A 24625-nucleotide genomic window follows, 5' to 3' on the forward strand; every position below is an offset into this window, starting at 1 on the left:
CGGCCCGCCCGTTCGACATGGGGGTGCGGGCCGGGAGGCGGCCCGCCGGATGAGGAGGACACGATGCCGAGATACATGCTGATCATGCGGGGGACCGACGAGTCGAACGCCGCCATGATGGCCTCGATCGACGAGGCGATGGCCGCGACCGGCCGGTTCATCGAGGACCTGATGAAGGCCGGGGTGCTCCTCGCGGCCGAGGGCCTGGACGATCCGGCGCGCGGCGTCGTCGTCGACTTCGGCGGCGAGACCCCGGTCGTCACCGACGGCCCGTACGGCGAGACCCGGGAGTTGTTCGGCGGCTACTTCCTGCTCGACGTCGCCACCCAGGAGGAGGCGGTCGGGTGGGCGACGCGGATGCCGGCGGTCCGGGGCTCGAAGATCGAGGTCCGGCGGGTGGCCGAAGAGGACGAGGCGCCCCAGGGCGGCCAGGCCTGATGGCCGACGTCGAGGCGGTCTGGCGGAGCGCGTCGCCCCGGATCGTCGCCGCGCTGACCCGGTTCACCGGCGACTTCGGGCTGGCGGAGGACGCCGCCCAGGAGGCGGTGGCCGAGGCGCTGACGTCGTGGCCGCGCGCCGCTCCGGCCAACCCGGCCGGGTGGCTGATGGCGACGGCCCGGCGGCGGGCGATCGACACGATCCGCCGCCGGGCCGCCCTCCACGACAAGTACGCCCTGCTCGCGGCCGGCGAGGCGACCGAGCCGGAGATCGACCCCGACGCGATCGACGATGACGTCCTGGCGCTGATGTTCGTCAGCTGCCACCCGGTGCTCTCCCGCGAGGCCCGGGTGGCGCTGACCCTGCGCGTGGTCGGCGGCCTGTCCAGCGAGGAGATCGCCCGCGCGTTCCTGGTGCCGGTGCCGACCGTCCAGGCCCGCATCACCCGGGCGAAGAAGACGATCGCGGCGGCCGAGGTGCCGTTCGAACTGCCCGCGCCCGGCGAACGCCGGGAACGGATGGGCGGCGTGCTCAGCGTCCTCTACGTGATCTTCACCGAGGGTTCGACGGCCACCTCGGGCGACCGGCTGCTCCGCCCCGACCTGGCCTTCGAGGCGATCCGGCTGACCCGGATCCTGGCCACGCTGCAGCCCGGCGAGCCGGAGGTGCACGGCCTGCTGGCCCTGTGCGAACTGACCGCCGCCCGTTTCCCCGCCCGCACCACCGCGGCCGGCGCCCCGGTCCTGCTCGAAGACCAGGACCGCCGCCTGTGGGACCCGGCGGCGATCCATCGGGGGCTGACCGCCCTGACCAGAGCCTCGAAACACGGCCTCGGCCCCTACGCCTTGCAGGCCGCGATCGCCGCCGTCCACGCCTCGGCCCCGTCGGTCGAGGCGACCGACTGGCCCCGGATCGTGCTGCTCTACGAGGCCCTCGGCCGGGTCGCGCCCGCGCCGCTGGTCGACCTGAACCGCGCCGTCGCGGTGGCCATGGCCGGCGGCCCCGCCGAGGGCCTGGCGATCGTGGACGGCCTGATCGCCGCCGACCGGCTTTCCGGTTCGCATCTGGTGGCGACCGTGCGCGGCGAACTCCTGGCCCGGCTCGGCCGCTTCCGGAGGCCCGCGCCGAATTGGAGACGGCCGCCCGGCGGTGCGCCAACGAGCGCGAACGCGAGGTCCTGCTCCGCAAGGCGGCACACTTCTCCGACAAGTGTCGGAGAAGTGGTAGTGTCGGGGTATGACCAGAAGCACCGACCCGCGGGCCGTCCGCACCAGGAGACGGCTCGCTCAGGCGTTCACCGACCTGGCCGGGGAGGCCCCCGTCTCGGTCAGTGCGATCGTCGAGCGGGCCGGGCTCAACCGGTCGTCGTTCTACGCCCACTTCGACTCCACCAGCGAGCTCGCTCTCTACGTCCTGGAGCAGGCCCTCATCGAGATCTCCGCCGCCGACCTGCGGGCCCGCACCACCGGTGCGGCCGAGGGCGTCGCGGCCTCGCGGATCGTGGTGGGGCGCATCCTCGACCAGGTCGAAGGTCAGCGGGCCGAGCTCGTCGCGGTCTTCGCGTCGAGCGCCGGAGGGGACGCCCGCGTGCTCTTCGGGGAGCGGATCAGGGCCAACCTGACCGGATATCTCGAGGTCGCCGCCCCCGAGCGGCCGCTCGCCGAGCGCGACACGGCGGCCGTGATGGTCGGCGCGGGGCTGGCGTCGGCGGTGGTCGCGTGGCTGCTCGGCGAGATCGACTGCTCGCGCGACGACCTGCTCGACCTCCTCATCGGGCTGGTGCCCGGCTGGCTCAGCGGATTACCCCGTCCGTCCCGCTGAGACCAGGAATTCCGAGGAGAGAAGAACCATGGATTTGCAGCTGAAGGGCCGCCGCGCCCTCGTCACCGGATCGAGCTCGGGCCTCGGCGAGGCCATCGCCCGGCTGCTCGCGGCCGAAGGAGCCGACGTCGTCGTCCACGGGCGGAACGCCGCCCGGGCCGAGGCGGTCGCCGAGACGATCCGCGCCGACGGCGGCGCCGCCACGACCGTCGTCGGCGACCTCGGCACGGACGAGGGCGCCGATGACGTCGCCAGGTTCGCCGGGCCGGTCGACATTCTCGTCAACAACGCCGGCGTGTACGACCACCAGGGGTGGGGAGACCTGACCTCCGGCGACTGGGCCGACATCTACAACGTGAACGTCATCGCCTCGGCCCGCATGATCAGCCGCCTCGTTCCGGCCATGCGGGCCCGTGGATGGGGGCGGGTGATCCAGATCGGCGGCGGGCTGGCCTCCCAGCCGATGGCCGACGCGCCTCACTACAACGCGACCCTCGCCGCCCGCCACAACCTCGCCACCTCGCTGGCCCGCGCGCTCAAGGGCACCGGCGTGACCTCCAACGTCGTGTCGCCGGGGGCGATCCTCGTCGGCCACGTCCGCGACCTGGTCACGGAGATCGCGCCGGCGCGCGGCTGGACGGGGGAGTGGGCCGACCTCGAACGGGCCGCCTCGGAGGAGTGGGTGCCCAACGACACCGACCGGTTCGGCCGCCCCCACGAGGTCGCCGGGGCCGTCGCCTACCTGTGCGGCGACCAGGCCGGCTACGTCAGCGGCGCGACCCTGCGCGTCGACGGCGGGACCGTCCGCAGCGCGTTCTAGGGCTTGACGGCCACGCCGCCGTACGCCCACGCGTGCCCGCCGCCGGGGATGGGCGACTGGTACTCGTCCTCGTCGGGCCGCCAGGTGACGACTTCGGAGACGCCCGGAGGCACCAGCGTCCAGCCGTCGAAGAAGCTCGTCACCTGCGCGAGGGTGCGGGGCACCATCGCGGCCGGGCCCTTGTCGTAGGGCTTGGTGAACTCGTCCTCCTCCACCTGCGGGGCGAAGTCGAGCGTGATGTGCGACAGCAGCAGGCGGCTGCCGGACGGCACGGCCGCCTTGTAACGCTCGACGAGCTCGCCCGGCTTGTCGCCCTCGGTGATGAAGTGCAGCACCCCGGCCATGATGAGGCCGACCGGCCGGGAGAAGTCGATCACCTCGACGACCCGGGGATGCGTCAGGATGTGGTCGGGGTCGCGCAGGTCGGCCTCGATGACCGTGGTCATGCCCTCCTCGCTGCTGGTCAGCAGCGCCCGCCCGTGCACCAGGACGATCGGGTCGTTGTCGACGTACACCACCCGGGCGGCGGGGTTGGCCGCCTGGGCGATCTCGTGGGTGTTGCCCTGCGTGGGGATGCCGGTGCCGATGTCGAGGAACTGCGTGATGCCCGCCTCGACGGCGAGGTGGCGCACGCCCCGGCTGAGGAAGGCCCGGTGGGCGCGCACGCCCTCGCGGGTGCCCGGAGACAGCTTGACGAGCTGGTCGCCCGCCTCGCGGTCGGCGGCGAAGTGGTCCTTGCCGCCGAGGAGGTAGTCGTAGATGCGGGCGGGGTGAGGGATCGTCGGATCGATCCGGGTGAGCGGCGGAGCGTCACCGGCGGATTCCGCCCTGGGACCGTTGGGGAAACCGGCCATTTACTTCTCCCTCGGTTTTCGCATTATGTGTTAGCGCTCACACGGTAGCCCGTCAGGTGGTGATCCGGTGTGATCGCAGATCAATTTATGGTTGCGGTTGCCAGGTCGGAAACGGTCGGCGGACTTTCTGCCGGACATTCACCCCGCATTCCCGCGAATCCGACGACCGGGCTGATCATCGGCATTCGCGAGTGAGCCGTCAGGCGGTCGTACAGGAGGAGCCGTTGAGCGTGAAGGCCGCCGGCGAGGCGGTGTCGCCCGTGTGGGTCGCCTGGAAGCCGATGTCGATGGCCGCCCCGGCCGCCAGGTTGGCGTTGTGGGCCACGTTGGTGGCGGTCACCGCGCCGCCGGCCGGGTTGTAGACGGCGTTCCATCCACTGGTGACGACCTGACCGGGCGAGAGGATGAAGCGCGGCGCCCAGCCGTTCAGCGCCGTCGACCCGGCGTAGGTGATCTTGATCGCGGCCGTCAGCCCGGTGTTCCAGGCATTCGTCGTGTAGGACACCCGGCAGGCCCCCGTCCCCGGAGTCGGCGACGGACTGGCTGACGGCGACGGACTGGCTGACGAGGACGCGCTGGGGGACGGGGACGGGCTGGGGGACGGGGACGGGGACGGGCTGGGCGACGGGGACGGGCTGGGCGACGGCGAGGGGGTGGGCGAGGTGAACTGGGTGAAGAAGCGCCACACCTCGGCCGGCACCCAGGTCCGCGAGCCGCTGTCACCGGTCGCGCCGTCCTGCGGGGCGGCGATGTGGCCCTCGTCGAACGCCGCCCAGGCGACCGGGTAGCCCGGCTGGCGGCCGGAGCAGGTGGTGACCCGGTGCGACAGGCTGCCCTGGGAGGGCTCCGGCGGGTTCTGCGCCGTGCAGCCGTTGGCGCGGACGAACCGGTCGCGCGGCGTGCGGCCCGGCGAGATCGCCGGCACGTTGTCGCGCAGCCCGTGGACGCCGAGGTAGGCGATCGGCTGCGTGCCACCGCCGCACCCGCTCAGCTGCGCGCCCGACTGCACCGCGACCGCGCGGAAGACGCCGGGCCGCGCGCACGCCAGCGCGTTCGACATCGCGCCGCCGTAGCTGAACCCGACCGCGAACAGCTGGGCGGTGTCGACGCACAGGTCGGACTCGATCCGGTTGATGATCGTGTCGACGAGCGTGACGTCCTCGCCGCCCGAGTCGGCCCATCCGTTGTCGAGTCCCTGGGGCGCGACGAAGATCGCGGTGTTGTCGGCCAGCCGCTGGAGGCCGTAGTGGGACCACACGTCCCGCTGCCCGGTCGCGACGTCGGTGGCGGTGCCGTTCAGCCAGTGGAAGCCGAAGACCAGCCGGTGCTGCCGGGTGTCGTCGTAGTCGTCGGGGACCCGGAGGATGTACGACCGGCTCTTGCCGTTGTGCTGCAGCGAGTAGGCGCCGCTGCGCAGGGTGGGCGCCTTGCCGCACCCGGCGGTCGCGGCCATGACGGCGCCGGGCCGGTCGACGGGGCGGCGGCACCGGCGCTCAGGGCGGCGGGACCCCAGCCCAGGACGGCGAGGCCGGTTCGAGTTCGTGCGCGCACGTGAATTCCTCGGGGGGTGAGGAGTTCCTGGCGGCGCATTTTGCGCTTTCACCAGGAGACATCATGCTGTTATCGCTAACATTCCGATTTCGCGGTCACGGTAGGCAGCGGTCGGCGCGCCTGTCAACAATGGTGTTCCGGCCGATGACGGGCAGGCGTGTCACCGGCGACGCCTCGACCGCCGCCACGGAATGAGGTGAAATTTTCACCTCCGGGCACCAGATCACAGGAGGCACGATGGCGGACACGATGGCGGACATGTGGGAGACGGTTCCCCGGCTGCTCGGCGCGAGCCGCTACCTCGTTCTGGCCACCGCCGACGCGGAGGGGCGGCCGTGGGCGACCCCCGTCTTCTTCGCCGCCCTCGACGAGAACCGGCTGTTCTGGGTGTCGTCCCCCGGCAGCAGGCACTCCCGCAACATCGCCGTGCGCCCCGAGGTGGCCGTCACGGTCTTCGACTCCCACGCGCCCGTGGGCGGCGCCGAGGCGCTCTACCTCGAGGCGACCGCCGGTCCCGCCGACGACCCGGGCGCGGCCGTGGCGGCGCTCAACGCCCGCCTGCCCGAGGGCGGGGAACTCGCCGACGACGACCTCGCGCCGTCGGGCTCCCTGGTGGCCTACCGCGCCGACGTGCGGGCGCACTTCGTGCTGATCCGGGGCGGCGACGCGCGCTTCGACAACGTCACCGACGCACGGCTCCGCGTCGCCCGGCCTGGCGAGTAATGATCACTGCAAATGATCTTCCGGTGCGGCGGGGCTGCTCGGATTCCTCCTGGTCAGGGGCCGCAATGAAGGTATGACGATCATTCGGGGCGCCCGCCGCGTCTCCATGTGGGCCGCCGCGCTGGCCCTGTCCCTGGCCGCCGGAGTCGGGCTGACCGCCGCGCCCGCCGCCGCCGAGATCGCGCCCCTGGGCGCCAACATCTGGACCTGCAAGCCGTCGCCGCTGCGCCCGCGCCCGGTGGTGCTGGTGCACGGCACGTTCGAGAACATGGCGGGCAACTGGGCGACGCTCTCGCCGAAGCTGAAGCTGGCCGGCCACTGCGTCTTCGCGCTCAACTACGGCCCGGGGCCGGTCCACGGCCTCGGGGACATCCCCCAGTCGGCGCAGCAGTTGTCCGACTTCGTCGACAGGGTGCTGGCGGCGACCGGGGCGGCGAAGGTGGACGTCGTCGGCCACTCGCAGGGCGGCATGATGCCCCGCTACTACCTGAAGTTCCTGAACGGCGCGGCCAAGGTCCACCGGCTGATCGGGATCACGCCGTCGAACCACGGCACCGACTCCAACGGGCTGGTCAACCTCGCCCGGCTGCTCGGGCTCAGCCCCGCCATCGCGCTGGTCTGCCAAGCGTGTCACCAGCAGATGGCCGGCTCCGACTTCATGACGGCGCTGAACGAGGGCGGCGACACGGTGCCCGGCGTGCACTACACGGTGATCGCGACGCGGTATGACACGGTGGTCACGCCGTACACGTCGAGCTTCCTCGCCGGCGACTCCGTCAACAACATCCTGCTCCAGGACCGCGCCCCGCTCGACTTCAGCGGGCACGTGGCCGCCAGCTACGACCCGGTGGTGCACCGGATCGTGCTCGACGAACTCGCCATGGTGAACGTTTCAGCACAAGCGTGATCTTGTACGGCCGGGCGGCGCACCCGTAAGAGCAGAAGAAGGGCCCCGCCGAGGCGGACGGCCCGGAACCGCCCGAAACGGGTGCGCCTTGACGCGAATCGGCCCCCTCGTATTAGCTCCGCGCACTGCCGTCCCCGCTGAGCAGGAGCAGCGCGTCACCGAGCATTTGTTAGCGCTATCAGAGAGCGCGGTCTCTTCTCCGACACGGGAGCCGGCCCCCCACCGAACCAACGAGGAGCACCCCCATGCGCCTGCCCTGGCGAACGCGGACCGCGGTCGCGCCGACGGCGTCGTCCCGATCGGCCGTGCGCCGACGCCTCGCGATCCTCTCCCTCCCGATCCTGCTGAGCGCGGCCGGACTGGTGGCCACGCAGCCCGCCCAGGCCGCCGTCGCCTGCCGGGTCGACTACACCGTCACCTCGTCCTGGCCCGGCGGCTTCGGCGCGAACGTCACCATCAACAACCTGGGCGACGCGGTCAACGGCTGGCGGCTGACCTGGACGTTCGGCTCCGGCCAGCAGATCAGCCAGATGTGGAACGCCACGCCGTCCCAGTCGGGCACGTCGGTGACCGCCACCAACGTCAGCTACAACGCGGCGATCCCGTCGGGCGGCAGCACCGCCTTCGGCTTCAACGGCTCGTACACCGGCGGCAACGACCTGCCGACCGCGTTCTCCCTGAACGGCGTGCCCTGCACCGGCACCCCCGGCACCCCGACCCCCACGCCGACCCCGTCCCCGACCCCGACGCCCAGCCCCACGCCCACGCCGTCGCCGAGCCCGACGCCCTCGCCGTCGCCGACGTGCAACCTCCCGTCGACCTACCGGTGGACGTCGACCGGCGCGCTGGCGCAGCCGCGTTCGGGCTGGGTGTCGCTGAAGGACTTCACCGTCGCCCCCTACAACGGGCAGCAGCTCGTCTACGCCACCACCCACGACTTCGGCACCAGCTGGGGCTCGATGAACTTCGGCCTGTTCACCAACTGGTCGCAGATGGCGTCGGCCAGCCAGAACGCCATGTCGTCGGGCACCGTCGCCCCCTCGTTGTTCTACTTCCAGCCGCGCAACATCTGGGTGCTGGCCTACCAGTGGGGCGGCCCGGCGTTCTCGTACCGCACCTCGACCAACCCCACGAACCCCAACGGCTGGTCGTCGCCGCAGACGCTGTTCTCGGGCAGCATCTCCAACTCGGGCACCGGCCCGATCGACCAGGCGCTCATCGGCGACAGCCAGAACATGTACCTGTTCTTCGCCGGTGACAACGGCCGCATCTACCGGGCCAGCATGCCGATCGGCAACTTCCCCGGCAGCTTCGGCGCCAACTACACGACGATCATGACCGACAGCACGAACAACCTGTTCGAGGCGGTGCAGGTCTACAAGCTGGCCGGCCAGCAGCGCTACCTGATGATCGTCGAGGCGATCGGCTCCCAGGGCCGCTACTTCCGCTCCTTCACCGCCACCAGCCTGGGCGGCTCGTGGACCCCGAACGCCACCACCGAGTCGAACCCGTTCGCGGGCAAGGCCAACAGCGGCGCGACCTGGACCAACGACATCAGCCACGGCGAACTGCTCCGCACCAGCGCCGACCAGACCATGACCGTCGACCCCTGCAACCTGCAGCTGCTCTACCAGGGCCGCAGCCCGAGCTCGGGCGGCGACTACGGCCTGCTGCCCTACCGGCCCGGCCTGCTGACCCTCCAGCGCTGACGGCACGACGGCCGCCCGGCGGATCCGCCGGGCGGCTGTCCCGAAACGGACGATCCTGGAATCCTGGACGACGTGACGTTCCGCGACCTGATCCGGGCGGCGCGCCGCGAGCGGCGACCCGATGTGGCGCTCGACCGGTATGCGGAGGCGCTGGCGAGCTGGCCGGAGTCGGCCTCGCCCGACGACGAGTTCGTCGACGCCTGCGTGGCCGCTTCGGGGCTCGCCATCAGCCAGGGCCGGGTCGCGCGGCTGCTCGGCCCGCTGCGCCTGGCCGCCCGGATGGCGCCGCTGGACGAACACGTCCAGGCGGGCCTCATGCGCGCGCTGGCCGCCGCCGACCAGCGGGCGGAGGCCCTCGCGTTGTTCCGGCGGGTGCGCGCCCGCCTGGCCGAGGAGCTCGGCGTCGATCCCGGCCCGGCGCTGCTGGCCGCCCGCCGCACGGTGCTGGGACCCGTGTCCCCTCTGATCGGGCGCGACCGGGAACTCGCGGTGCTGCGCCGGACGCTCGCGGCGGGCACCGGGGTGGTCGTCGTGGAGGGTGAGCCGGGAGTGGGCAAGACCCGGCTGCTCGCCGAAGCCCGCGCTGAGGCCGAGGAGCGGGGCGCGCTGGTCCTGTGGGGGAACTGCCTGGAGGGCGGCGGCGTCCCGTCGATGTGGCCGTGGCCGCACGTGGTGAACGCGGCACTGGAGACGCTCCCGGCCCGGGAACGGGCCGGGTGGCGGGCCGGTGAACTCGGCCGCCTCGTGACGTCCGACCCGGGAGCGGCGGGCTCCCGGCCGGTCGACAGCGGCACCCGGTTCCGCCTGTTCGAGCAGGCGGTCGCCCTGATCGGGCAGGTCGCGGCCCGGCGGCCGGCGGTGCTCGTCGTCGACGACCTCCAGTGGGCCGACGTCGCCTCGCTGGAACTGTTCCGCCATCTGACCGAGTGGCTGCCGCGCGGCGTCGTGGTCGTCGGCGCGCTGCGCGACCGCGCGCCGGCACCCGGTTCGGAGCTGGCCAGGACGCTGGCGTCGGCGAGCCGGTCGGAGGCCCATCGCCGGATCCGGCTGAACCCGTTCGAGCCCGGCGACGTGGCCGAGCTGATCCGTCAGGAGACCGGCCGCGATCCCGATCCCGAGGTCGTCGCGGCCGTGCACGCCCGCACCGCCGGAAACGTGTTCTTCGTCCGGGAGCTCGTGGCGGGGAACCACGTGCTCGGCGACGGGGTGCCGTCGTCGGTGCGCGACGTCGTCCACGACCGGATCGCCGGGCTGCCCGGCGACGCCCTCGACCTGCTGCAGGTGGCCGCGCTCATCGGCCGCGACGCCGACCTGGTGCTGCTGGCGGAGTCCGCGCGGCTGGAGATGACGGCCTGCGTCGCGGGCCTCGAACCGCTGGAGCGCCTCGGCCTGCTCGAACCCCTGCCCGGTCATCCGCACGCGGTCCGCTTCGCGCACGACCTGGTCCGCGAGTCGGTGGCCGACCTCACCCCACGGCGGCGGGTGACCCGGCTGCACCTACAGGTGGCCGACGCGCTGGAGCGCGCGGCCCCCCACGACGACGCCACGGCCGAACGGCTGGCCCATCACCTGCGGGCCGCCGGTCCGCTCGCCGACCCGGCCCGGACGGTGGCCGCGCTGGTCCGCGCCGGACGTCGCGCCGGCGACAAGTCCGCGCTCGACGCCGCCTCCCGGCTGCTGCGCTCGGCGGCCGAGATCGCCCGGACGGCGGGCCTGACCGAAGCCGAGCTGACCGCCCTGGCGATGCTCACCGCCGTCGACGGGATGCGGGCCGGATACGCCGGCTCGGCCCCGGACGTGCTCGAACGCGCCGAGAACCTCGCCCGCGACCTCGGCCGCGAACGCCAGGCCACCGACTTCCTGTTCTGCCGCTGGGCCGCCCACGGCCAGGGGCTCCGGCTCGACCGGTCGGGCCCGCTGGCCTGGCGGCTGCTCGTCCAGGGAGAGGCGTCCGCCGACCCGATCGTGCGCGCCTACGGCCTGCACGCCTGGGGCATCCACCAGTGGGCCGTCGGCGAGATCGGGCAGGCCTACCTCTACCTCACCCGGTCGACCTCGGCCATGCGCGACGACCTGGCGCGCCGCGACGACGACCCGCTCCGGCACGACCTGCAGAGCCTCTCGCCCCTGATGCTCGCGCTGATGACCGGGCTGCGCGGCGACGTCGCGCACGCCCGCGCGATGTTCGACCGCCTGGAGTGCGGCGCGGGCGGCGACCGTTACTCGCTCACGGTCTGGTCCGCGTTCGCGGTCACGCTGGCGGCGCAGGCGGGCGACGTCGAATGGGCGTCGAGCGCGGCCGAACGCGGCATCGCGCTGGACCCCCGGTTCTCCTTCGGCTTCTTCGGCGGCTACCAGCGGCTCGCGCGCTGCTGGGCGCGGGCGATGACCGGCCACCACCCGGCCGCCGCCGCGGAGGAGGCCCAGCTGATCATCGCCGCCACGCTGTCCGACCCGCCGCGCTCGGTGCTGGGCACCTGGTGCGGGCTGCTGGGGGAGATGTGGCTGGCGGCCGACCGGCTCGACGAGGCGGAACGCGCCCTCGACCAGGGCGACCTGGTGCTCGACACCTATGGGGAGCGCGACGGCGAAGGTCTGCTGCTGCTGCTCCGGGCCCGTCTCCTACGCGCGCGCGGCGCACCCATCGCGGAGGTCAGGGCCGCCGCGGACCGGGCCAGGACGCTGGCCGTCGCCCGGGGGGCCGACCTGTTCGCCCACCGCGCCGACCGGCTGATCGCCGATCTGTCGATCATGTGATTCTATTCATGCCTGTTTGTCCGAGCTGCCGAGAAAGGGCCCGATGGTTGACGCCTCCGCTTCCCTGACCGTCCAGGTGCTCGGTCCCCTGCGGGTGTGGCGGGACGGCGTCGAGGTCGACACCGGGCCGCGCCAGCAGACCTACCTGCTCGCCCTGCTGCTGATGCGCGCGGGCCGGCCGGTCAGCTCCGCGGAACTGCTCGACCTGGTCTGGGACGACAACCTGCCGGCGTCGGCGATGAACATCGTGCAGAAGTACGTCGGCACGTTGCGACGGCTGCTCGAACCCGACCTGCCCGCGCGGGCGGCCGGTTCCTACCTCCACCGCCGCAGCGGCGGCTACCGGTTCGACGACGGCCAGGTGGCCCTCGACCTGGCCGACTTCCGCCGTCTTCTCGCCCGCGCCCGCGCCGCCGTGGAAGCGCACCGGTTCGACGACGCGGCCGACGCCTACGAGGAGGCGCTGTCACGCTGGCGCGGGTCGGCGGGCGACGGGCTGCCCGTCAGCGCCGCCGCGTCGTCGCTGTTCGCCTCGGTCAACCGCGAACTGCTCGACGCCTGCGTCGAGGCCGCCCGCGCCACGGTGCCCCGAGGTCACGGCGACCGCATCCTGCAACCGCTGCGCCTGGCCGCCTGGATCGCGCCCCTCGACGAGACGATCCAGGCCACGCTCATGACCACGCTGGCGGCGTCGGGCCGGCAGGCGGAGGCCCTGTCGGTGTTCGACACCGTGCGGGGCCGGCTGGCCGACGAACTGGGCGTCGACCCCGGCCCGGCGCTGCGCGCGGCGCACCGGCAGGTGCTCGGACCGGCCGACACCCCGTCGAGCCCGCCTCCGGAGGCGGCGCCGCGAACCGCGACCGGCGGCCGGGCCGACCGGATCGTGGGCAGGCGGGAGGAGCTCGCCCTCCTCCGCCGGGCCGTCGACGCGGCCACCGCCGGTCGCGCCCGCGTCGTCGTCGTCGAGGGCCCGCCCGGAGTGGGCAAGAGCCGGCTGCTCGCCGAGGCCGGCGGCGAGGCCGCCGCGAACGGCGCCCTCACCTTCTGGGGCCGCTGCCACGACGGGGAGGGCGCCCCGGCGATGTGGCCCTGGGTCCAGATCGCCGAGGCGGTGATCGCCGCGCTCCCCGAGGGCGACCGGGCGCCCTGGACCACCGCGCTCGCCGACCTGCTGCACCCCGCCCGCGAGATCGGAGCCCCGGCCCGGCCGGACGCCGGGGCGCGGTTCCGGTTGTTCGGCGCCGTCGTGGCCCTGTTCGGCGCGGCCGCCGCCCACCGGCCCGTGGTCGTGGTCGTCGACGACCTCCACTGGGCCGACCAGGCCACCCTCCAGCTGTTCGCGCGGCTGGCCGAGTCGCTGCCCGGCCGGAGCGTGCTGATGGGCACCCTGCGCGGCCACGCGCCGACGCCCAGCCCCGACGTGCGGCGCATGCTCGCGGCGGTCGCCCGCCAGGACGGGCACCGGCGCATCGTGCTCGGCCCCCTCGGCCCGCCGGAGGTCGCCGAGCTGGTCCGCCAGGAGACCGGGCGGTCGCCGAGCCCCGGCGTCGCGCGCGACATCCAGGCCCGCACCGAGGGCAACCCGCTGTTCGTCCGCGAGCTCGCCCGGTTCCTGGCCGAGGAGGACCACCTGTCCGACCAGGCGGCGGCCCGGTCGGCCGTCCCGTCGACGGTGCGCGACATCGTCCGCGACCGCACCAGCCGGCTCGACGACGGCGACCGCCGCCTCATCGAGATCGCCGCCCTGATGGGCCGCGACGTCGACGCCCGCCTGCTGGCGGGCGCCTCCGGCCTCGACGTGCCGGTGTGCCTCACCCGCCTGGAGGCCCTCGAAGCGCTCGGCCTGGTCGAGACGGTTTCCGGCGGCCTGGTGGAGTGGCGGTTCGTGCACGACCTGGTCCGCGAGGCGGTGGCCCGCTCGACGTCCCGATCGCGGGCGACCGGCTTCCACCTGCGCATCGCGGCCGCGCTCGCGCGGGCCGGGGAACCGGCCGAACGCCATGCCGAGGCGCTCGCCCACCACCTGTGCCTGGCGGGCCCGCTCGCCGAACCGGAGCGGAAGGTGCGGGCGATCCTCGTCGCGGCCCGCATCGCGGCCCGGCGCTCGGCCTACGCCACCGCGGAGAAGCACCTGGACGTCGCCGTCCGGATCGCCCGCGACGCCGGGCTGCCCGAGCTGGAACTGGCCGCGCTCACCGAACTGACCGCCGTCGCGGGCATCCACGCGGGCTTCGTCGGCGCGGCCATGGACCATCTCGACCGCGCCGAGGAGGTCGCGCGGTCGCTCGGCCGGGAACGGGAGGCCATCGGCTTCCTGTTCTCCCGGTTCCTGGCCCACGCCCAGGGCATCCGCCTCGACGCCGCCGGACGGCTGGCCCGCCGGCTGCTGGACCACGGCCGGCGCTCCGCCGACCCGGTCGTCCAGGCGTCCGGCCACCACGCGTGGGGGGTCCACCAGTGGAGCTCCGGCGACATCACCGCGGCCCGCGAGAACCTGAGCCGCTCCGACTCGCTCCTGCGCGCCGAACGCGACGCCGAGCCGCTGCGGCACCGGCTGCAGATGACGACCCCGGTCATGCTGGCGCTGAACACCGCCCTGAACGGCGACCTGACCGCCGCCCGCCACCTGTTCGACGTGGTGGAACTCGACGCCGGCGACGACCCCTACGCCCTCAGCGTCTGGGGCTCCTTCGCCGTCACCGCCGCGGCCGCCGCCCGCGACCCCGCCTGGGCCCTGCGGGCCGCCCAGCGCACGATCGACGCCGACCCGGGCTTCTCCTTCACCTTCTCCGGCGGCTACCCCCGGCTCGCCCGGCACTGGGCGACCGCCCTGTCCGGCGGCGACCCCGGCGCGGCCGCCACGGAGATGGCGCACATCATCGAGACCACCCTGACCGACCCGCCCCGCTCGAACCTGGCCACCTGGTACGCCCTCCTCGCCGAGATCCGGCTGCAGGCGGGCGACGTCCGCGCCGCCATGACGGCGCTCGACCGGGCCGAGAGGTTCATCGACGCCTACGGCGAACGCTACGCCGAGGGCCTGGTCCTGCTCATCCGCGCCGAGGCGCTGCACGCCGTCGGCGACGCCGCCTCCGCCGCCCGCACCGCGCACCGGGCGCTCACCCTCTCGCGGGAACGCGGCGCCCACCTCTTCGCGGCCCGCGCCGAACGCCTGCTCGCCGAACTCCCGGCGAGCAATTCGAATTATCACGCGCATTGACCTGTGGCAAGACAGTCGATTCTTTCGTTGTCATCCTCCGCGCCCTGTGATGAGTTGGTGGACGGCAAGTCGCTCGGCGCGATTTCGGTCCACCGCACGTGGGGCGTGTTCTCCCAGATGGGGGGCGGTGTGATTCGTCGCGAATCGAATTTCCTACGTCTTCGGCAAGGAGTTCAATTTCGTGTACGACAAAACCCTGACCAAGGTCTACAAGGACCGTGAATACATCTCCACGACGATGGTCCGGCACAACGGCACCGTCGTCGGTTTCGCGCTCGGCGCCGACCGGCGCGTCTACTACAGCGTGCTCAGCCTCGACCAGGCCGACCGGGCGCGCGGCGCGCTCGACGCGGCCTACTGGAACGCCGACCCGGCCGTGCTGGCGTTCCCCGCCGAGATCGTCGACGTGGGGGCCGGGACGCCCCAGGTGGCGGTCATGCCGGTCGTCAAGAAGCTGGGCTCGGCGGAGGTGCCGCCCTCGGAGAAGCTGCTGCCCGGCGAGGAGGACCCGTTCCTGTCCACGACCGCCCGGCTGACCTCCGAGTTCCCCATCCAGGTGGTCTCCGACGGCCGCCACCTGCTGGTGTTCCGCCAGTCGGTGGCGGCGGGCGCGGCCGGATCGGTCTACGAGACGACCACCGGGCGGCTGACCGGCGACGCCTCCGGAGGCAAGACGGCCAAAGTCGACGCCGCGCTGCTGTGCGACCGCTTCGTCCTGGTGGGGGCCGAGCTCAAGCCGGTGGTCGACGTGCGCTACCAGCGCAGCCGCAGCCGGATCCTGCCCGCCTCGGGCGGTGACACGCTGGGCACCCGCGACATGGAGGGCCGGCTGTTCTACGAGCCGACCATGAAGCTCTCGTTCGCCGGACGGCTCACCGGCGGTCTGTTCACCGCGCTGACGCTGCCCACGGCCGTCACCGGGCACACCCGCTGGCAGATCTTCACCGCCGACGCGTCCGGCGCCGTGCACGGCCACAACCTGGAGCAGACCGCCGACGGGCTGTTCGACCCCGCCGGAACCCAGCTGTGGACCAGCCCCGACCCCAAGTACGCCGCCTCCGTTTTGGAACGGTCCCCCGGCATCGACTCGCACACCCGCAAGCTGCTGGTCCCGGTCAAGCCACCGCAGGACCGGGCCGGGACGGCGCTGCGCTTCGACGGCACGGGCGCGCCGGTGATCGCGGGCCCGGACGCCACGGCCGCGCCCGCGGGGGCGTACACGCTGGAGGCCTGGATCAAGCCCGCCGCCGCCACCGGGACCGGGCTGATCATCGGGCGGACCAGGCGCGCCGGCATGGACAGCCCCGTGCACGTGAGCCTCCAGGCCGACGGCAAGCTGCGGTTCGGCCACGGCGCGCAGACCCTGACCTCGACGACGGCCGCGCCGGCGGGCGCCTGGGCGCACGTGGCGGCCGTCTTCGACGGAGCGGCGCTGCGGTTGTACCTGAACGGCGCGGCGGCGGGCACGCTCGCCACGACCGAGACGGTCGAGGTCAGCGCCCGGATCGTGGTCGGCGGACGCGGCCCCGGGCAGACCCCCGCCGACGTGTTCACCGGCCAGATCGACGAGGTGCGGGTCTGGACGATCGCACGCGGCGACTTCACCACCCGGGGCCGGCGGCTGTCGGGCGACGAGACCGGCCTGTACGCCTACTTCCCCCTCGACGAGGGCGCGGGCGTCGACGTCCGCGACCGGAGCGCCAACAGGTTCTCCGGCCGCTTCGAGCCCGGCCCCGTGTGGGCCGACTCCGACGCCCCCGTCCACGACGGCCCCGGCCTCACCCGCCAGTCGTTCACGGTCACCGGCCGCAAGGCCGTCGCCGGCCTGACCGCGACGTTGTACTACCAGCAGCAGTCCTCGGTGACGGGCTACGGCCAGGCGCCGGCGCCCGAGCGCAGGCAGGCGCGCGTGCTGCTGGCCTTCGCCACCTCCGGACCGCCGCCCCAAGGCGAACCGGCCGACCGTTCCTACGTCGCCACCCTCGACTTCGCCGTCTCCAAGGACGGCCGGCTGGCCCGGCTGCCCGGCGTGGTCGACCTGGCCTGGATCGGCACCCCCGACCCGACCAAGGACGCCGAGAGGGTCCGCCAGGCGGAGGACGCGGTGAGCGCGGCGCGCGCCAAGCTCTACACCGACCAGCAGCTCACCGACTGGATGCCGGCCACCCAGTCCCGGCTGAACCAGCTCGGGGAGGAGCTGCACAACGGCGGCGTCTTCAGCATGTACACCCTCAACCGGACCATCGTCGGCCCGGCCAGGAACTCGGGGCGGCAGCGGGAGGCCGAGATCATGGCCGAGGCGGTGCCGCTGACGTACAAGCTCATCCAGCAGCAGGAGGCCTCTCGCCGGCTCGGCGCCGACAAGGCGGCCCTCGACACCGCGCTCAACACCCTGGCCACGCTGACCGGCGCGCAGGCGGGCGCGGCGGAGGCGGTGCTGCCGATGCCGACCCTGCACACCGACCGCTCCGGCCTGACCACCCTCGGCGCGTTGTTGTCCTTCGCCTGGACGGCCGACGCCCCCGCGCTGCTGGACAGCTCGACCGGCCAGGTGGCGCTGTACTTCCGCGGCGGCGCCGGCCAGTACTTCGCCGCCTACTACGCCGCCACGATCGCGCCCGCCGTCAAGCAGTTCACCGTCGCCGACGGCACGTTGCGGTTGTCCGCCCGCGACATGGCGCTGCGCTCGGCCGACTTCGCGGTCAAGGTGACCGCCACCGGGGCGGGCCTGTGCACGGTGGAGGTGAGCCGCGGCACGACCAGGGAGACGTTCCCCTCGGTGCCCGACCGGGCCGACCGGCTGGCCTCGGTGCTGAACGGCACCGCCAACGGAACCGAGCTCGGCACGGTGTTATCGGTCCAGGACACGGTGGTGACGCTGATCGAGCCGCTGGCGACCGCGCTGGCCGCCGGCTCGGCCGTGACGGTCGGCGCCGACAGCCGCACGGCCGAGGCGGCCCCGGCCGGTTCGACGCAGATCACGCTGACCGGCGGCGGCCTGACCGCCGGTACGGGAGCCAAGGTGCGCACCCCCGCCTACGACTACACCAAGGCCACCTGCAGCGCCCCCGGCGTGTCGGTGGCCGCCGGTTCGCTGATCCTCAGCGCGCACCCCCAGAGCGCCACCGCGCCGGTGCCCGCCGGGACCGCCGCCGACGTCAGCCAGCCGCTCGGCCCGCGCTGGCACGGCGACGCCCCCGGCCGGGCGTTCTCCTTCGACCGCGACGCCAAGAACCGGCTGCACCTGGCGAACACCGCCAACATCGCGGCCCTGGCCGCCTCCGGCGACCTGACGCTGGAGGCGTGGATCAGGCCGACCGTGGTCAACAACGGAGACCTGATCCTGGCCACCGACACCGGCCCGACCCGGTACGCCCTGAGCCTGGAGCAGCTCATGAAGGGCGACGGCTCCTTCGCCTACCGGATCGACGCCACCGTCAACGAGCAGAGCGTGCGCAGCGTTGACCTGTTCCCGCCGGGGGAGTGGGCCCACCTGGCCGTCGCGTTCACCCAGGACTGGGCGATGCGGATGGACGGCGGCGGCTACCTGGACGCCGGCGGCCCGGGCGGCCTGGACATCGTGGAGAACCTGACCATCGAGGCGTTCGTGCAGATCGAGTCGGGCGGCAGGCACGGCCTGGTCGGCAAGGGCGTGCTCGGCGACGGCGGTCAGACGGCCGTGCCCTACTGCCTGTACGTCGACCACGACAACCGCCTCGCCTTCGCCTTCGAGGCCGGATCCGGCACGGCCGCGCCCGTCGTGCACAAGTCCACCACGGCCCTGACGACCGGCAGGTTCCACAAGGTCGCCGTCGTGCGCCGCAACCCGACGGGCATCGAGACGGGCGTGGAGATCCGCTTCTACGTCGACGGCGCCGACGCCGGGTCGCACCGCTACAAGGGCGCCAAGCCCGTGGGCAACGACGCGCCCGCCGAGCTGGGCCGCATGGTCGAGGGCAAGACCGTGTCCGGCCTGAAGGGCGTCCTGTCGGAGGTGCGGATCTGGAACGTGGCCAGGGACGCCGACCAGATCGGCGTGCCCATCAGTCCCAAGGCGCAGGGGCTGGTCGCCTGGTGGCGGTTCCCCGAGTCCAAGGGTTCCACCACGCAGGACCTGTGCGGCTCCTACCCCGCCACGCTGCGCGCCGTGACCCGCGTCCGCACCCCCGACCCGGCGGGCAACAGGTTCACCCTCTACCGCAACGGCAGCCCGGTGGCGACGGAGCCGATGACGCGGCCGGCCGTCGCCCGGTCGGTCGCGCCGCGCTCGGTGGTGGGCGAGGGGTTCACCGGCGACCTCGACGAGATCCGGGTCTGGCGGACCGTCCGTACGCAGGAGCAGATCCTCGACAACATGTTCGGCCGGGTCAAGGGCGACCGGCAGCACCTGCTCGCCTACTACCCCTTCGAGGCCGACGACACGACGGCCGGGGCGCCGGTCAAGGACGCCGGGCTGAGCGGCCAGCACCTGACCCAGTCGGCCCCCGGCCCGAAGATCGTGTTGTCCACCGCGCCGATCTCCACCGACGCAGCCCGGATCCGCTCGGCGCTGACCGGAGTCAAGACCCCCTTCCACGGCACGATCGCGACCACCCCGGCCGCCACCGAGTACGGCGACGTGCAGCGGCTCCCGGACGACTCGATCATCGGGGTGCTCAAGCGCGCCTACGGCTACCTCCAGGACGACAAGTCGTGGGTGCTGAGCACCGGCTTCAAGGTCGGCGAACTGGCCACCACCTGGGTCGGCCAGGTGCAGTTCGACCCCCAGCTCATCGGCTACATCGAGGGCGCGCCGCCGGTCCCGTCGGAGAACCTGACCGACGAGAAGAAGGACTACGCGGGCGCCTCGTCGGTCTCCTTCGTGCAGGCCGACAACGTCGTCAACACCATGTCGTCGCAGCGGGACGTCAGCGTCGACGCCGCCATGAAGCTCGCCTTCGACCAGTCGTTCGGCGACGAGGTGTGGGCCGTCGCCGCGCCGCTGGGCGCCGGCACCGCCAAGCCGATCAGCGCGATCAAGCAGGAGTGGGGCTTCTACCTGTCCCTCGACTTCTCCAACAGCTGGAGCGACACCACGGAGGTGTCCCAGGGCGCCAACACCACCCGCGCCAGCAAGGTCACCCTCGCCGGCGGCTGGGAGGACGCCGACGGCGCCAAGCACGTCAACCCCAGCGTCGGACGCCGCTGGGTGCCCGCCAACACCGGCTTCGCCGTCGTGCAGTCGGAGACCGCCGACATGTACGCGCTGCGCCTGACGCACAGCGGCGCCGTCGTCGCCTACCGGATGTTGCCCAGCCCCGACATCCCCCGCGACTGGAACCTGATCCCGTTCCCGATCAACCCCCGCTACACCAAGCAGGGCACCCTGGACGGGATCGTCGGATACCACGAGTACGGCCAGGTCCCCGGCCTGCGTCCCTTCCCCGACCCGCACTTCCCCAACGCCGCCGACGGGGTGAGCGGCGAGTACAGCTACCACCGCCCCGCCGAGGCCTACCGGATCAAGAAGCGCATCCAGCGCGAACAGCAGCAGTTACAGGGCTTCTACGACTCGGTGTCGGTGCAGACCCACACCTGGGACCCCACCCACGGTCAGGCGGCCAAGGTGCTGAACGGCATGACCGGCGGCACCGGCGCCACCACCGAGGCCGGTTCCGGCGGCGACCCCGAGGCCAAACGCGCGGCCACCCGGTCGGCCTCGCGCCGCAACATCGTCAACACGTACGTGTGGACCGCCGCCGGCGGCTTCTTCGCCGAGACGACGGCCACGACCGACCAGGTCACCGAGACCACGTCGGGGGCGTTCTCCTTCAAGTCCACCTTCGGCGGCAACTACGCCGTCAGCTTCGACATCATGGACTTCGGCAACAAGTTCGGCGTGGAGGCGTCCGTCGGCGCCGGATACAGCGTCACCCGCAAGAAGTCCAAGCAGGCCACCCGGACGTTCAGCCTCGACGTGAGCTGCGGGCCCGGCGCCGAGCTGCAGAAGTTCGCGGGCGACAAGCCGCAGTTCGACGCCGAGGGCAAGCCGATCCTGGTGCCCGGCCGGGTCGACGCCTACCGGTTCATGACCCTCTACCTCGACACCACCACCGACAACTTCGAGGACTTCTACGGCAAGGTGATCGACCCCGAGTGGCTCGACCGGGGCGCCGACCCGAACGCGCTGGCGCTCAAGCGCGCCCGGCAGACCGAGACCAAGCCGCCGTGCTGGCGCATCATGCACCGGGTCACGTTCGTCAGCCGGGTGCTCGACACCGGCGTGAGCACCCCGTCGCTGGCCCAGGCGATGGGCTCGCTCGGCATCGCCAGCGACTACGCGCTCATCACCAAGCTCCAACCGCACCTGACCGGTGCGACGAAGGACTTCGCCGCCCTCAACAAGGCGGCCAGGGCCGCGCTGGCGGGCAACTTCGCCCGGCTGGCCCCGTACGCCGACACGATCGTGGGCCGCCTGGCGGCCTACTACAACCTGCAACCGGACGACGCCCCGCTCACCCCCGCGCTGCCCGCCGCGGCGGCGGCCCCCGACGCCAAGCTCACCCTGGGCGCGACGTCGGTCCCCAGGGGCACGAGCCTGACCTTCGCCTACTCCACGCTGCCCGCGACGGTCAGCGCCAAGAACTGGATCGGCCTCTACCCGGCCACCATGACCCCCAAGGACTGCGCGTCCATCGACTGGCGCTACACCCCCGGCGCCGACGGCACCCTCGTGATGCCGATCGACAAACTCCACGGTCCGGGCGCGTACGCGGCGTACTACCTGCACGACGACGGCTACACGGTGCTGGCGGGACCCATCCGCTTCACCGTGACCTGAGGTCTCAGGGCCGCCGTCCGCCCGGCCCGATCCCGGGCGGACGGCGTCTCCCCTGAGGGGGGTCAGGCGCGGGAGCAGGTGCTCCCGTTGAGGGTGAAGCTCGACGGTGCGGACGTGTTGCCGGTGTGGGTGGCTTGGAAGCCGATGTCCACCGAGCCGCCGGCCGGGATCGCGCCGTTGTAGTTCATGTTCCTGGCCGTGACCTGGCCGCTCGTCGGCGAGTAGGTCGCGTTCCAGCCGCCCGTGATGGCCTGCCCCGACGGGAGGGTGAAGACGAGCGACCAGCCGTTGAGCGCGGTGGAGCCGGTGTTGGCGATGGTGATCGCTGCGGTGTAGCCGTTGTTCCACGCGTTGACCGCGTAGCTCACCCGGCAGGGCCCGCCCGGACTCGGCGTCGGGGTGGGCGTCGGCGTCGGGGTCGGCGTGGGGGTCGGGCTCGGAGTGGGCGTGGGGCTCGGGCTGGGGTTCGGGGTCGCCGCGTTCAGGGCGTTGAGAACCGAGGTGTACGCGGCCTTCTTGTTGCCCGAGGAGTCGAACAGCAGCGGGTTCTCACCGGTCCGCCACGAGTCGCTGTCGCGGATGCCCCATACCGTGATGCCGTTGCAGCGGGCCACGTTCATGCACGCGCGGGTCACCCCGGCGAAGACGTTGGCCTGGTTGGAGCCCTGGGCGACGTCGAGTTCGGTGATCTCGACGTCGACGCCCAGGTCGGCGAAGCGCTGGAGGTTGGCCTGGTAGTCGCTGGACAGGGAGCCGCCCAGGTGGGACTGGAAGCCGACGCAGTCGATCGGCACGCCCCGCGACTTGAAGTCGCGCACCATGTTGTAGATGCCGGTGCTCTTGGCGTTGATTCCGTCGGTGTTGTAGTCGTTGTAGCAGAGCTTGGCCCCGGGGTCGGCGGCGCGCGCAGCTCGGAAGGCCGCCTCGATCCAGTCGTTGCCGGTGCGCTGGAGGTTGGAGTCGCGCCGCCCGCCGCTGCCGCCGTCGGCGAACGCCTCGTTGACGACGTCCCAGGAGTGGATCTTGCCCCGGTAGTAGGTGGCAACCCGCGTGACGTGGTTGATCATCGCGCTGCGCAGGTCGGAGCCCTCCATGCCGCGCGCCCAGCTCGGCTGCTGCTGGTGCCAGAGCAGGGCGTGACCGCGGATCTTCATGCCGCGCGAGATCGCGTGGTTGGCGATCCGGTCGCCGTTGCCGAAGCTGAAGCTGTTCCGTGAGGGTTCGGTCGCGTCCCACTTCATCTCGTTCTCGGCGGTGACCTGGTTGAACTCCCGGTTCAGGATGTTCACGTAGGTCGAGTTGCCCATCCGGCCCGCCGCGATGGCCGCGCCGAAGTAGCGGCCCGACTGGGCGGCGGCGGCCCCCAGGGTGTCGGCCGCGGCCGAGGCCGATGGTGGGGTGACCGCCAGGACGCCGGCCCCGAGGGCCGCGGCGACGGTGACGACGAGGGCTCGTCTGACCGAGGGAGCGATGGTCAGGATCGCAGGTGGGAGCATGCCGCTTCCTTGAAAGGGGGGTTCGAAGGCGTGCCCGCGGCTTCGTGTTATCGCAAACATTTCGCCGCGGCGCCCTGACGAGCGGAGTTAATCCGACGGCCCGGCAGAGGTCAACGAGCCGCCGTCCCCGTAGGGGCCCGCCTCTCGTCGTGCCCGCGCGGCGGGCCTGGGCATTCGGCCTGGACGAAGATCGCGACGCGCGACGGAGGCCTGTGAAAATTTCACCGGAATCACCTGTTCGCCAGCTTTGCTTTCGGTGCGAGGTGGCGGTTCTCCCGCCGCACCGCCGGATTGCCGCGCAAGGGAGTGTCCCTGGTCAGTGAAACTTTTCTCGCCAGATTCGATAGTTTTCAGAACAATGTTCCGCCCACATTTGATGGAGCGAACCCCTCTATGCCCGGGGATCAGCGGAAACGAAGCCATGTATCGGCCGAAAACTTACGCGTAAACTTTCCGGTATGACCTCGACCGAGGATGTCCCTCGTGCCCCCTCCGACGCCCTGACCCTCGCCGAGATCGCCGGACTGGCGGGTGTGTCGGTGGCCACCGTCTCCAAGGTCGTCAACGGCCGGTCCGAGGTCGGCTCCGAGACCCGGGCCCTGGTCGAAGGTCTCATCCAGGAACGGGGGCTGCGGCGGCAGCGTCGTCGTATCAAGCCGGCGGGCCTGGTCGAGGTCGTCTTCCACGAACTGGCCGGCGACTACCCGATAGAGATCGTCAAGGGCGTCCGGGCGGCGGCGGAGCACCACGGCGTCAACGTGATCGTCTCCGAGCTGGGCGGACGGCACGTGCCCGGCCAGCGGTGGATCAAGGACGTGCTCGGGCGGCGTCCCGCCGGGCTCATCACGGTGTTCTCCGGCCCGACCGAGGAGCAGCGCCTGCTGCTGGCCACGCGTGACATGCCCCTGGTCGTGCTCGACCCGGCGGGCGACCCCGGCCGCGGGGTGCCGTCGGTCGGGGCGACCAACTGGAGCGGCGGCCTGGAGGCCACCCGCCACCTGCTCGAACTCGGCCATCGCCGGATCGCGATGATCACCGGCCCCGAGTTCGCCTTCTCCGGCCGGGCCCGCCTCGACGGCTACCGCACCGCGCTCGACGCCGCCGGGATCCCGGCCGATCCCGTGCTGATCCGCCGGGGGAACTTCCAGATCGAAGACGGCGTCGTGCACGCCCGCCGCCTGATGGAACTGCCCGACCCCCCGACCGCGATCTTCACCGCCAACGACGGGATGGCCATCGGCGTCTACCGGGCCGCCCACGAGCTCGGCCTGCGTGTCCCCGACGACCTCAGCGTGGTCGGGTTCGACGACATGGCCGCCTGGCGGTGGGCCAATCCGCCCCTCACGACCGTCCGGCAGCCCTTGGCCGAGATGGGGTCGGCGGCCACCGAGATGCTGGTCAAACTAGCCACGGGGGAGCCGCTGCCGCAGCGACGGGTGGAACTGGGCACCGAGCTGATGATCCGGGGCAGCACGGCCGGCCCGGGGCGCTGATTCCTTTCGGGTGTTC

General features: G+C 72.6%; 14 protein-coding genes and 1 pseudogene. 11 read left to right on the forward strand and 4 right to left on the reverse strand.

Annotated features, from left to right (window positions below):
- The first annotated feature begins 63 nt into the window (after window positions 1-63).
- The 4 genes and pseudogenes from AW271_RS21625 (at window position 64) to AW271_RS21640 (ending at window position 3079) form a co-directional block, all read left to right on the forward strand.
- Entirely contained in the window at window positions 64-438 is a 375-nt protein-coding gene (locus AW271_RS21625) for a YciI family protein (protein ID WP_062339225.1), read from the forward strand.
- Window positions 438-1678 (forward strand): annotated as a pseudogene (locus AW271_RS38675) (RNA polymerase sigma factor). Before AW271_RS21625 ends, AW271_RS38675 begins: the two are co-directional and overlap by 1 nt.
- Window positions 1675-2259, forward strand: a complete 585-nt coding sequence (locus AW271_RS21635; protein WP_062339227.1) for a TetR family transcriptional regulator — start codon at window positions 1675-1677, stop codon at window positions 2257-2259. Before AW271_RS38675 ends, AW271_RS21635 begins: the two are co-directional and overlap by 4 nt.
- Before the next feature lie 28 nt (window positions 2260-2287).
- On the forward strand, window positions 2288-3079 hold the full coding sequence (locus AW271_RS21640) for an SDR family NAD(P)-dependent oxidoreductase (RefSeq protein ID WP_062339228.1): 792 nt from the start codon (window positions 2288-2290) through the stop codon (window positions 3077-3079).
- Here the strand turns inward: AW271_RS21640 and AW271_RS21645 are convergent.
- The 3 genes from AW271_RS21645 to AW271_RS40775 all read right to left on the reverse strand — a co-directional run bounded on the left by AW271_RS21645 (window position 3076) and on the right by AW271_RS40775 (window position 5744).
- On the reverse strand, window positions 3076-3933 hold the full coding sequence (locus AW271_RS21645; protein ID WP_062339229.1) for an SAM-dependent methyltransferase: 858 nt from the start codon (window positions 3931-3933) through the stop codon (window positions 3076-3078). The two genes, AW271_RS21640 and AW271_RS21645, sit on opposite strands and share 4 nt — an antisense overlap.
- A gap of 199 nt (window positions 3934-4132) precedes the next feature.
- Window positions 4133-5386 (reverse strand): CE1 family esterase, encoded by a 1254-nt coding sequence (locus AW271_RS42465; RefSeq protein WP_062339230.1) that lies wholly within the window; start codon window positions 5384-5386, stop codon window positions 4133-4135.
- A 193-nt stretch (window positions 5387-5579) separates the two neighbouring features.
- Window positions 5580-5744: a hypothetical protein gene (locus tag AW271_RS40775; RefSeq protein ID WP_169806376.1), complete on the reverse strand. Its 165-nt coding sequence runs from the start codon at window positions 5742-5744 to the stop codon at window positions 5580-5582.
- On the opposite strand from AW271_RS40775, the gene AW271_RS21655 reads away from it, so the two are divergent.
- The 6 genes from AW271_RS21655 (at window position 5743) to AW271_RS21680 (ending at window position 21620) form a co-directional block, all read left to right on the forward strand.
- Window positions 5743-6207 carry a pyridoxamine 5'-phosphate oxidase family protein gene (locus AW271_RS21655; protein WP_169806377.1) on the forward strand — a complete coding sequence of 155 codons (465 nt, stop codon included), beginning with the start codon at window positions 5743-5745 and terminating at the stop codon, window positions 6205-6207. The genes AW271_RS40775 and AW271_RS21655 overlap by 2 nt on opposite strands.
- A 73-nt stretch (window positions 6208-6280) precedes the next feature.
- A complete protein-coding gene (locus AW271_RS21660; protein WP_062339232.1) occupies window positions 6281-7114 on the forward strand; it encodes an esterase/lipase family protein in 834 nt (277 codons plus the stop codon).
- Window positions 7115-7359: 245 nt separating this feature from the next.
- Entirely contained in the window at window positions 7360-8823 is a 1464-nt protein-coding gene (locus tag AW271_RS21665; RefSeq protein WP_083977012.1) for a glycoside hydrolase family 62 protein, read from the forward strand.
- Window positions 8824-8895: 72 nt separating this feature from the next.
- Entirely contained in the window at window positions 8896-11580 is a 2685-nt protein-coding gene (locus tag AW271_RS21670; protein ID WP_062339233.1) for an ATP-binding protein, read from the forward strand.
- A 43-nt stretch (window positions 11581-11623) separates the two neighbouring features.
- Window positions 11624-14800 carry an ATP-binding protein gene (locus AW271_RS21675; protein WP_062339234.1) on the forward strand — a complete coding sequence of 1059 codons (3177 nt, stop codon included), beginning with the start codon at window positions 11624-11626 and terminating at the stop codon, window positions 14798-14800.
- A gap of 181 nt (window positions 14801-14981) precedes the next feature.
- Window positions 14982-21620, forward strand: a complete 6639-nt coding sequence (locus AW271_RS21680) for a laminin G domain-containing protein (protein WP_062339235.1) — start codon at window positions 14982-14984, stop codon at window positions 21618-21620.
- A gap of 62 nt (window positions 21621-21682) precedes the next feature.
- Here AW271_RS21680 and AW271_RS21685 read toward each other — a convergent pair whose 3' ends face one another.
- Window positions 21683-23116: a glycoside hydrolase family 10 protein gene (locus tag AW271_RS21685; RefSeq protein ID WP_062339236.1), complete on the reverse strand. Its 1434-nt coding sequence runs from the start codon at window positions 23114-23116 to the stop codon at window positions 21683-21685.
- 458 nt (window positions 23117-23574) lie between these two features.
- Here AW271_RS21685 and AW271_RS21690 point away from each other — a divergent pair, with 458 nt between their 5' ends.
- Window positions 23575-24609, forward strand: a complete 1035-nt coding sequence (locus tag AW271_RS21690; protein ID WP_062339237.1) for a LacI family DNA-binding transcriptional regulator — start codon at window positions 23575-23577, stop codon at window positions 24607-24609.
- The last annotated feature ends 16 nt before the right edge of the window (window positions 24610-24625 follow it).

Source organism: Herbidospora sakaeratensis, assembly GCF_001570525.1.
Classification (GTDB): Bacteria; Actinomycetota; Actinomycetes; order Streptosporangiales; family Streptosporangiaceae; genus Herbidospora; species Herbidospora sakaeratensis.

Coding starts and splice junctions, on each gene's coding strand:
- AW271_RS21625 (WP_062339225.1), top strand. CDS start 64: ATGCCGAGATACATGCTGATCATGCGGGGGACCGACGAGTCGAACGCC.
- AW271_RS21635 (WP_062339227.1), top strand. CDS start 1,675: ATGACCAGAAGCACCGACCCGCGGGCCGTCCGCACCAGGAGACGGCTC.
- AW271_RS21640 (WP_062339228.1), top strand. CDS start 2,288: ATGGATTTGCAGCTGAAGGGCCGCCGCGCCCTCGTCACCGGATCGAGC.
- AW271_RS21645 (WP_062339229.1), bottom strand. CDS start 3,933: ATGGCCGGTTTCCCCAACGGTCCCAGGGCGGAATCCGCCGGTGACGCT.
- AW271_RS42465 (WP_062339230.1), bottom strand. CDS start 5,386: ATGGCCGCGACCGCCGGGTGCGGCAAGGCGCCCACCCTGCGCAGCGGC.
- AW271_RS21655 (WP_169806377.1), top strand. CDS start 5,743: ATGTGGGAGACGGTTCCCCGGCTGCTCGGCGCGAGCCGCTACCTCGTT.
- AW271_RS40775 (WP_169806376.1), bottom strand. CDS start 5,744: ATGTCCGCCATCGTGTCCGCCATCGTGCCTCCTGTGATCTGGTGCCCG.
- AW271_RS21660 (WP_062339232.1), top strand. CDS start 6,281: ATGACGATCATTCGGGGCGCCCGCCGCGTCTCCATGTGGGCCGCCGCG.
- AW271_RS21665 (WP_083977012.1), top strand. CDS start 7,360: ATGCGCCTGCCCTGGCGAACGCGGACCGCGGTCGCGCCGACGGCGTCG.
- AW271_RS21675 (WP_062339234.1), top strand. CDS start 11,624: ATGGTTGACGCCTCCGCTTCCCTGACCGTCCAGGTGCTCGGTCCCCTG.
- AW271_RS21685 (WP_062339236.1), bottom strand. CDS start 23,116: ATGCTCCCACCTGCGATCCTGACCATCGCTCCCTCGGTCAGACGAGCC.
- AW271_RS21690 (WP_062339237.1), top strand. CDS start 23,575: ATGACCTCGACCGAGGATGTCCCTCGTGCCCCCTCCGACGCCCTGACC.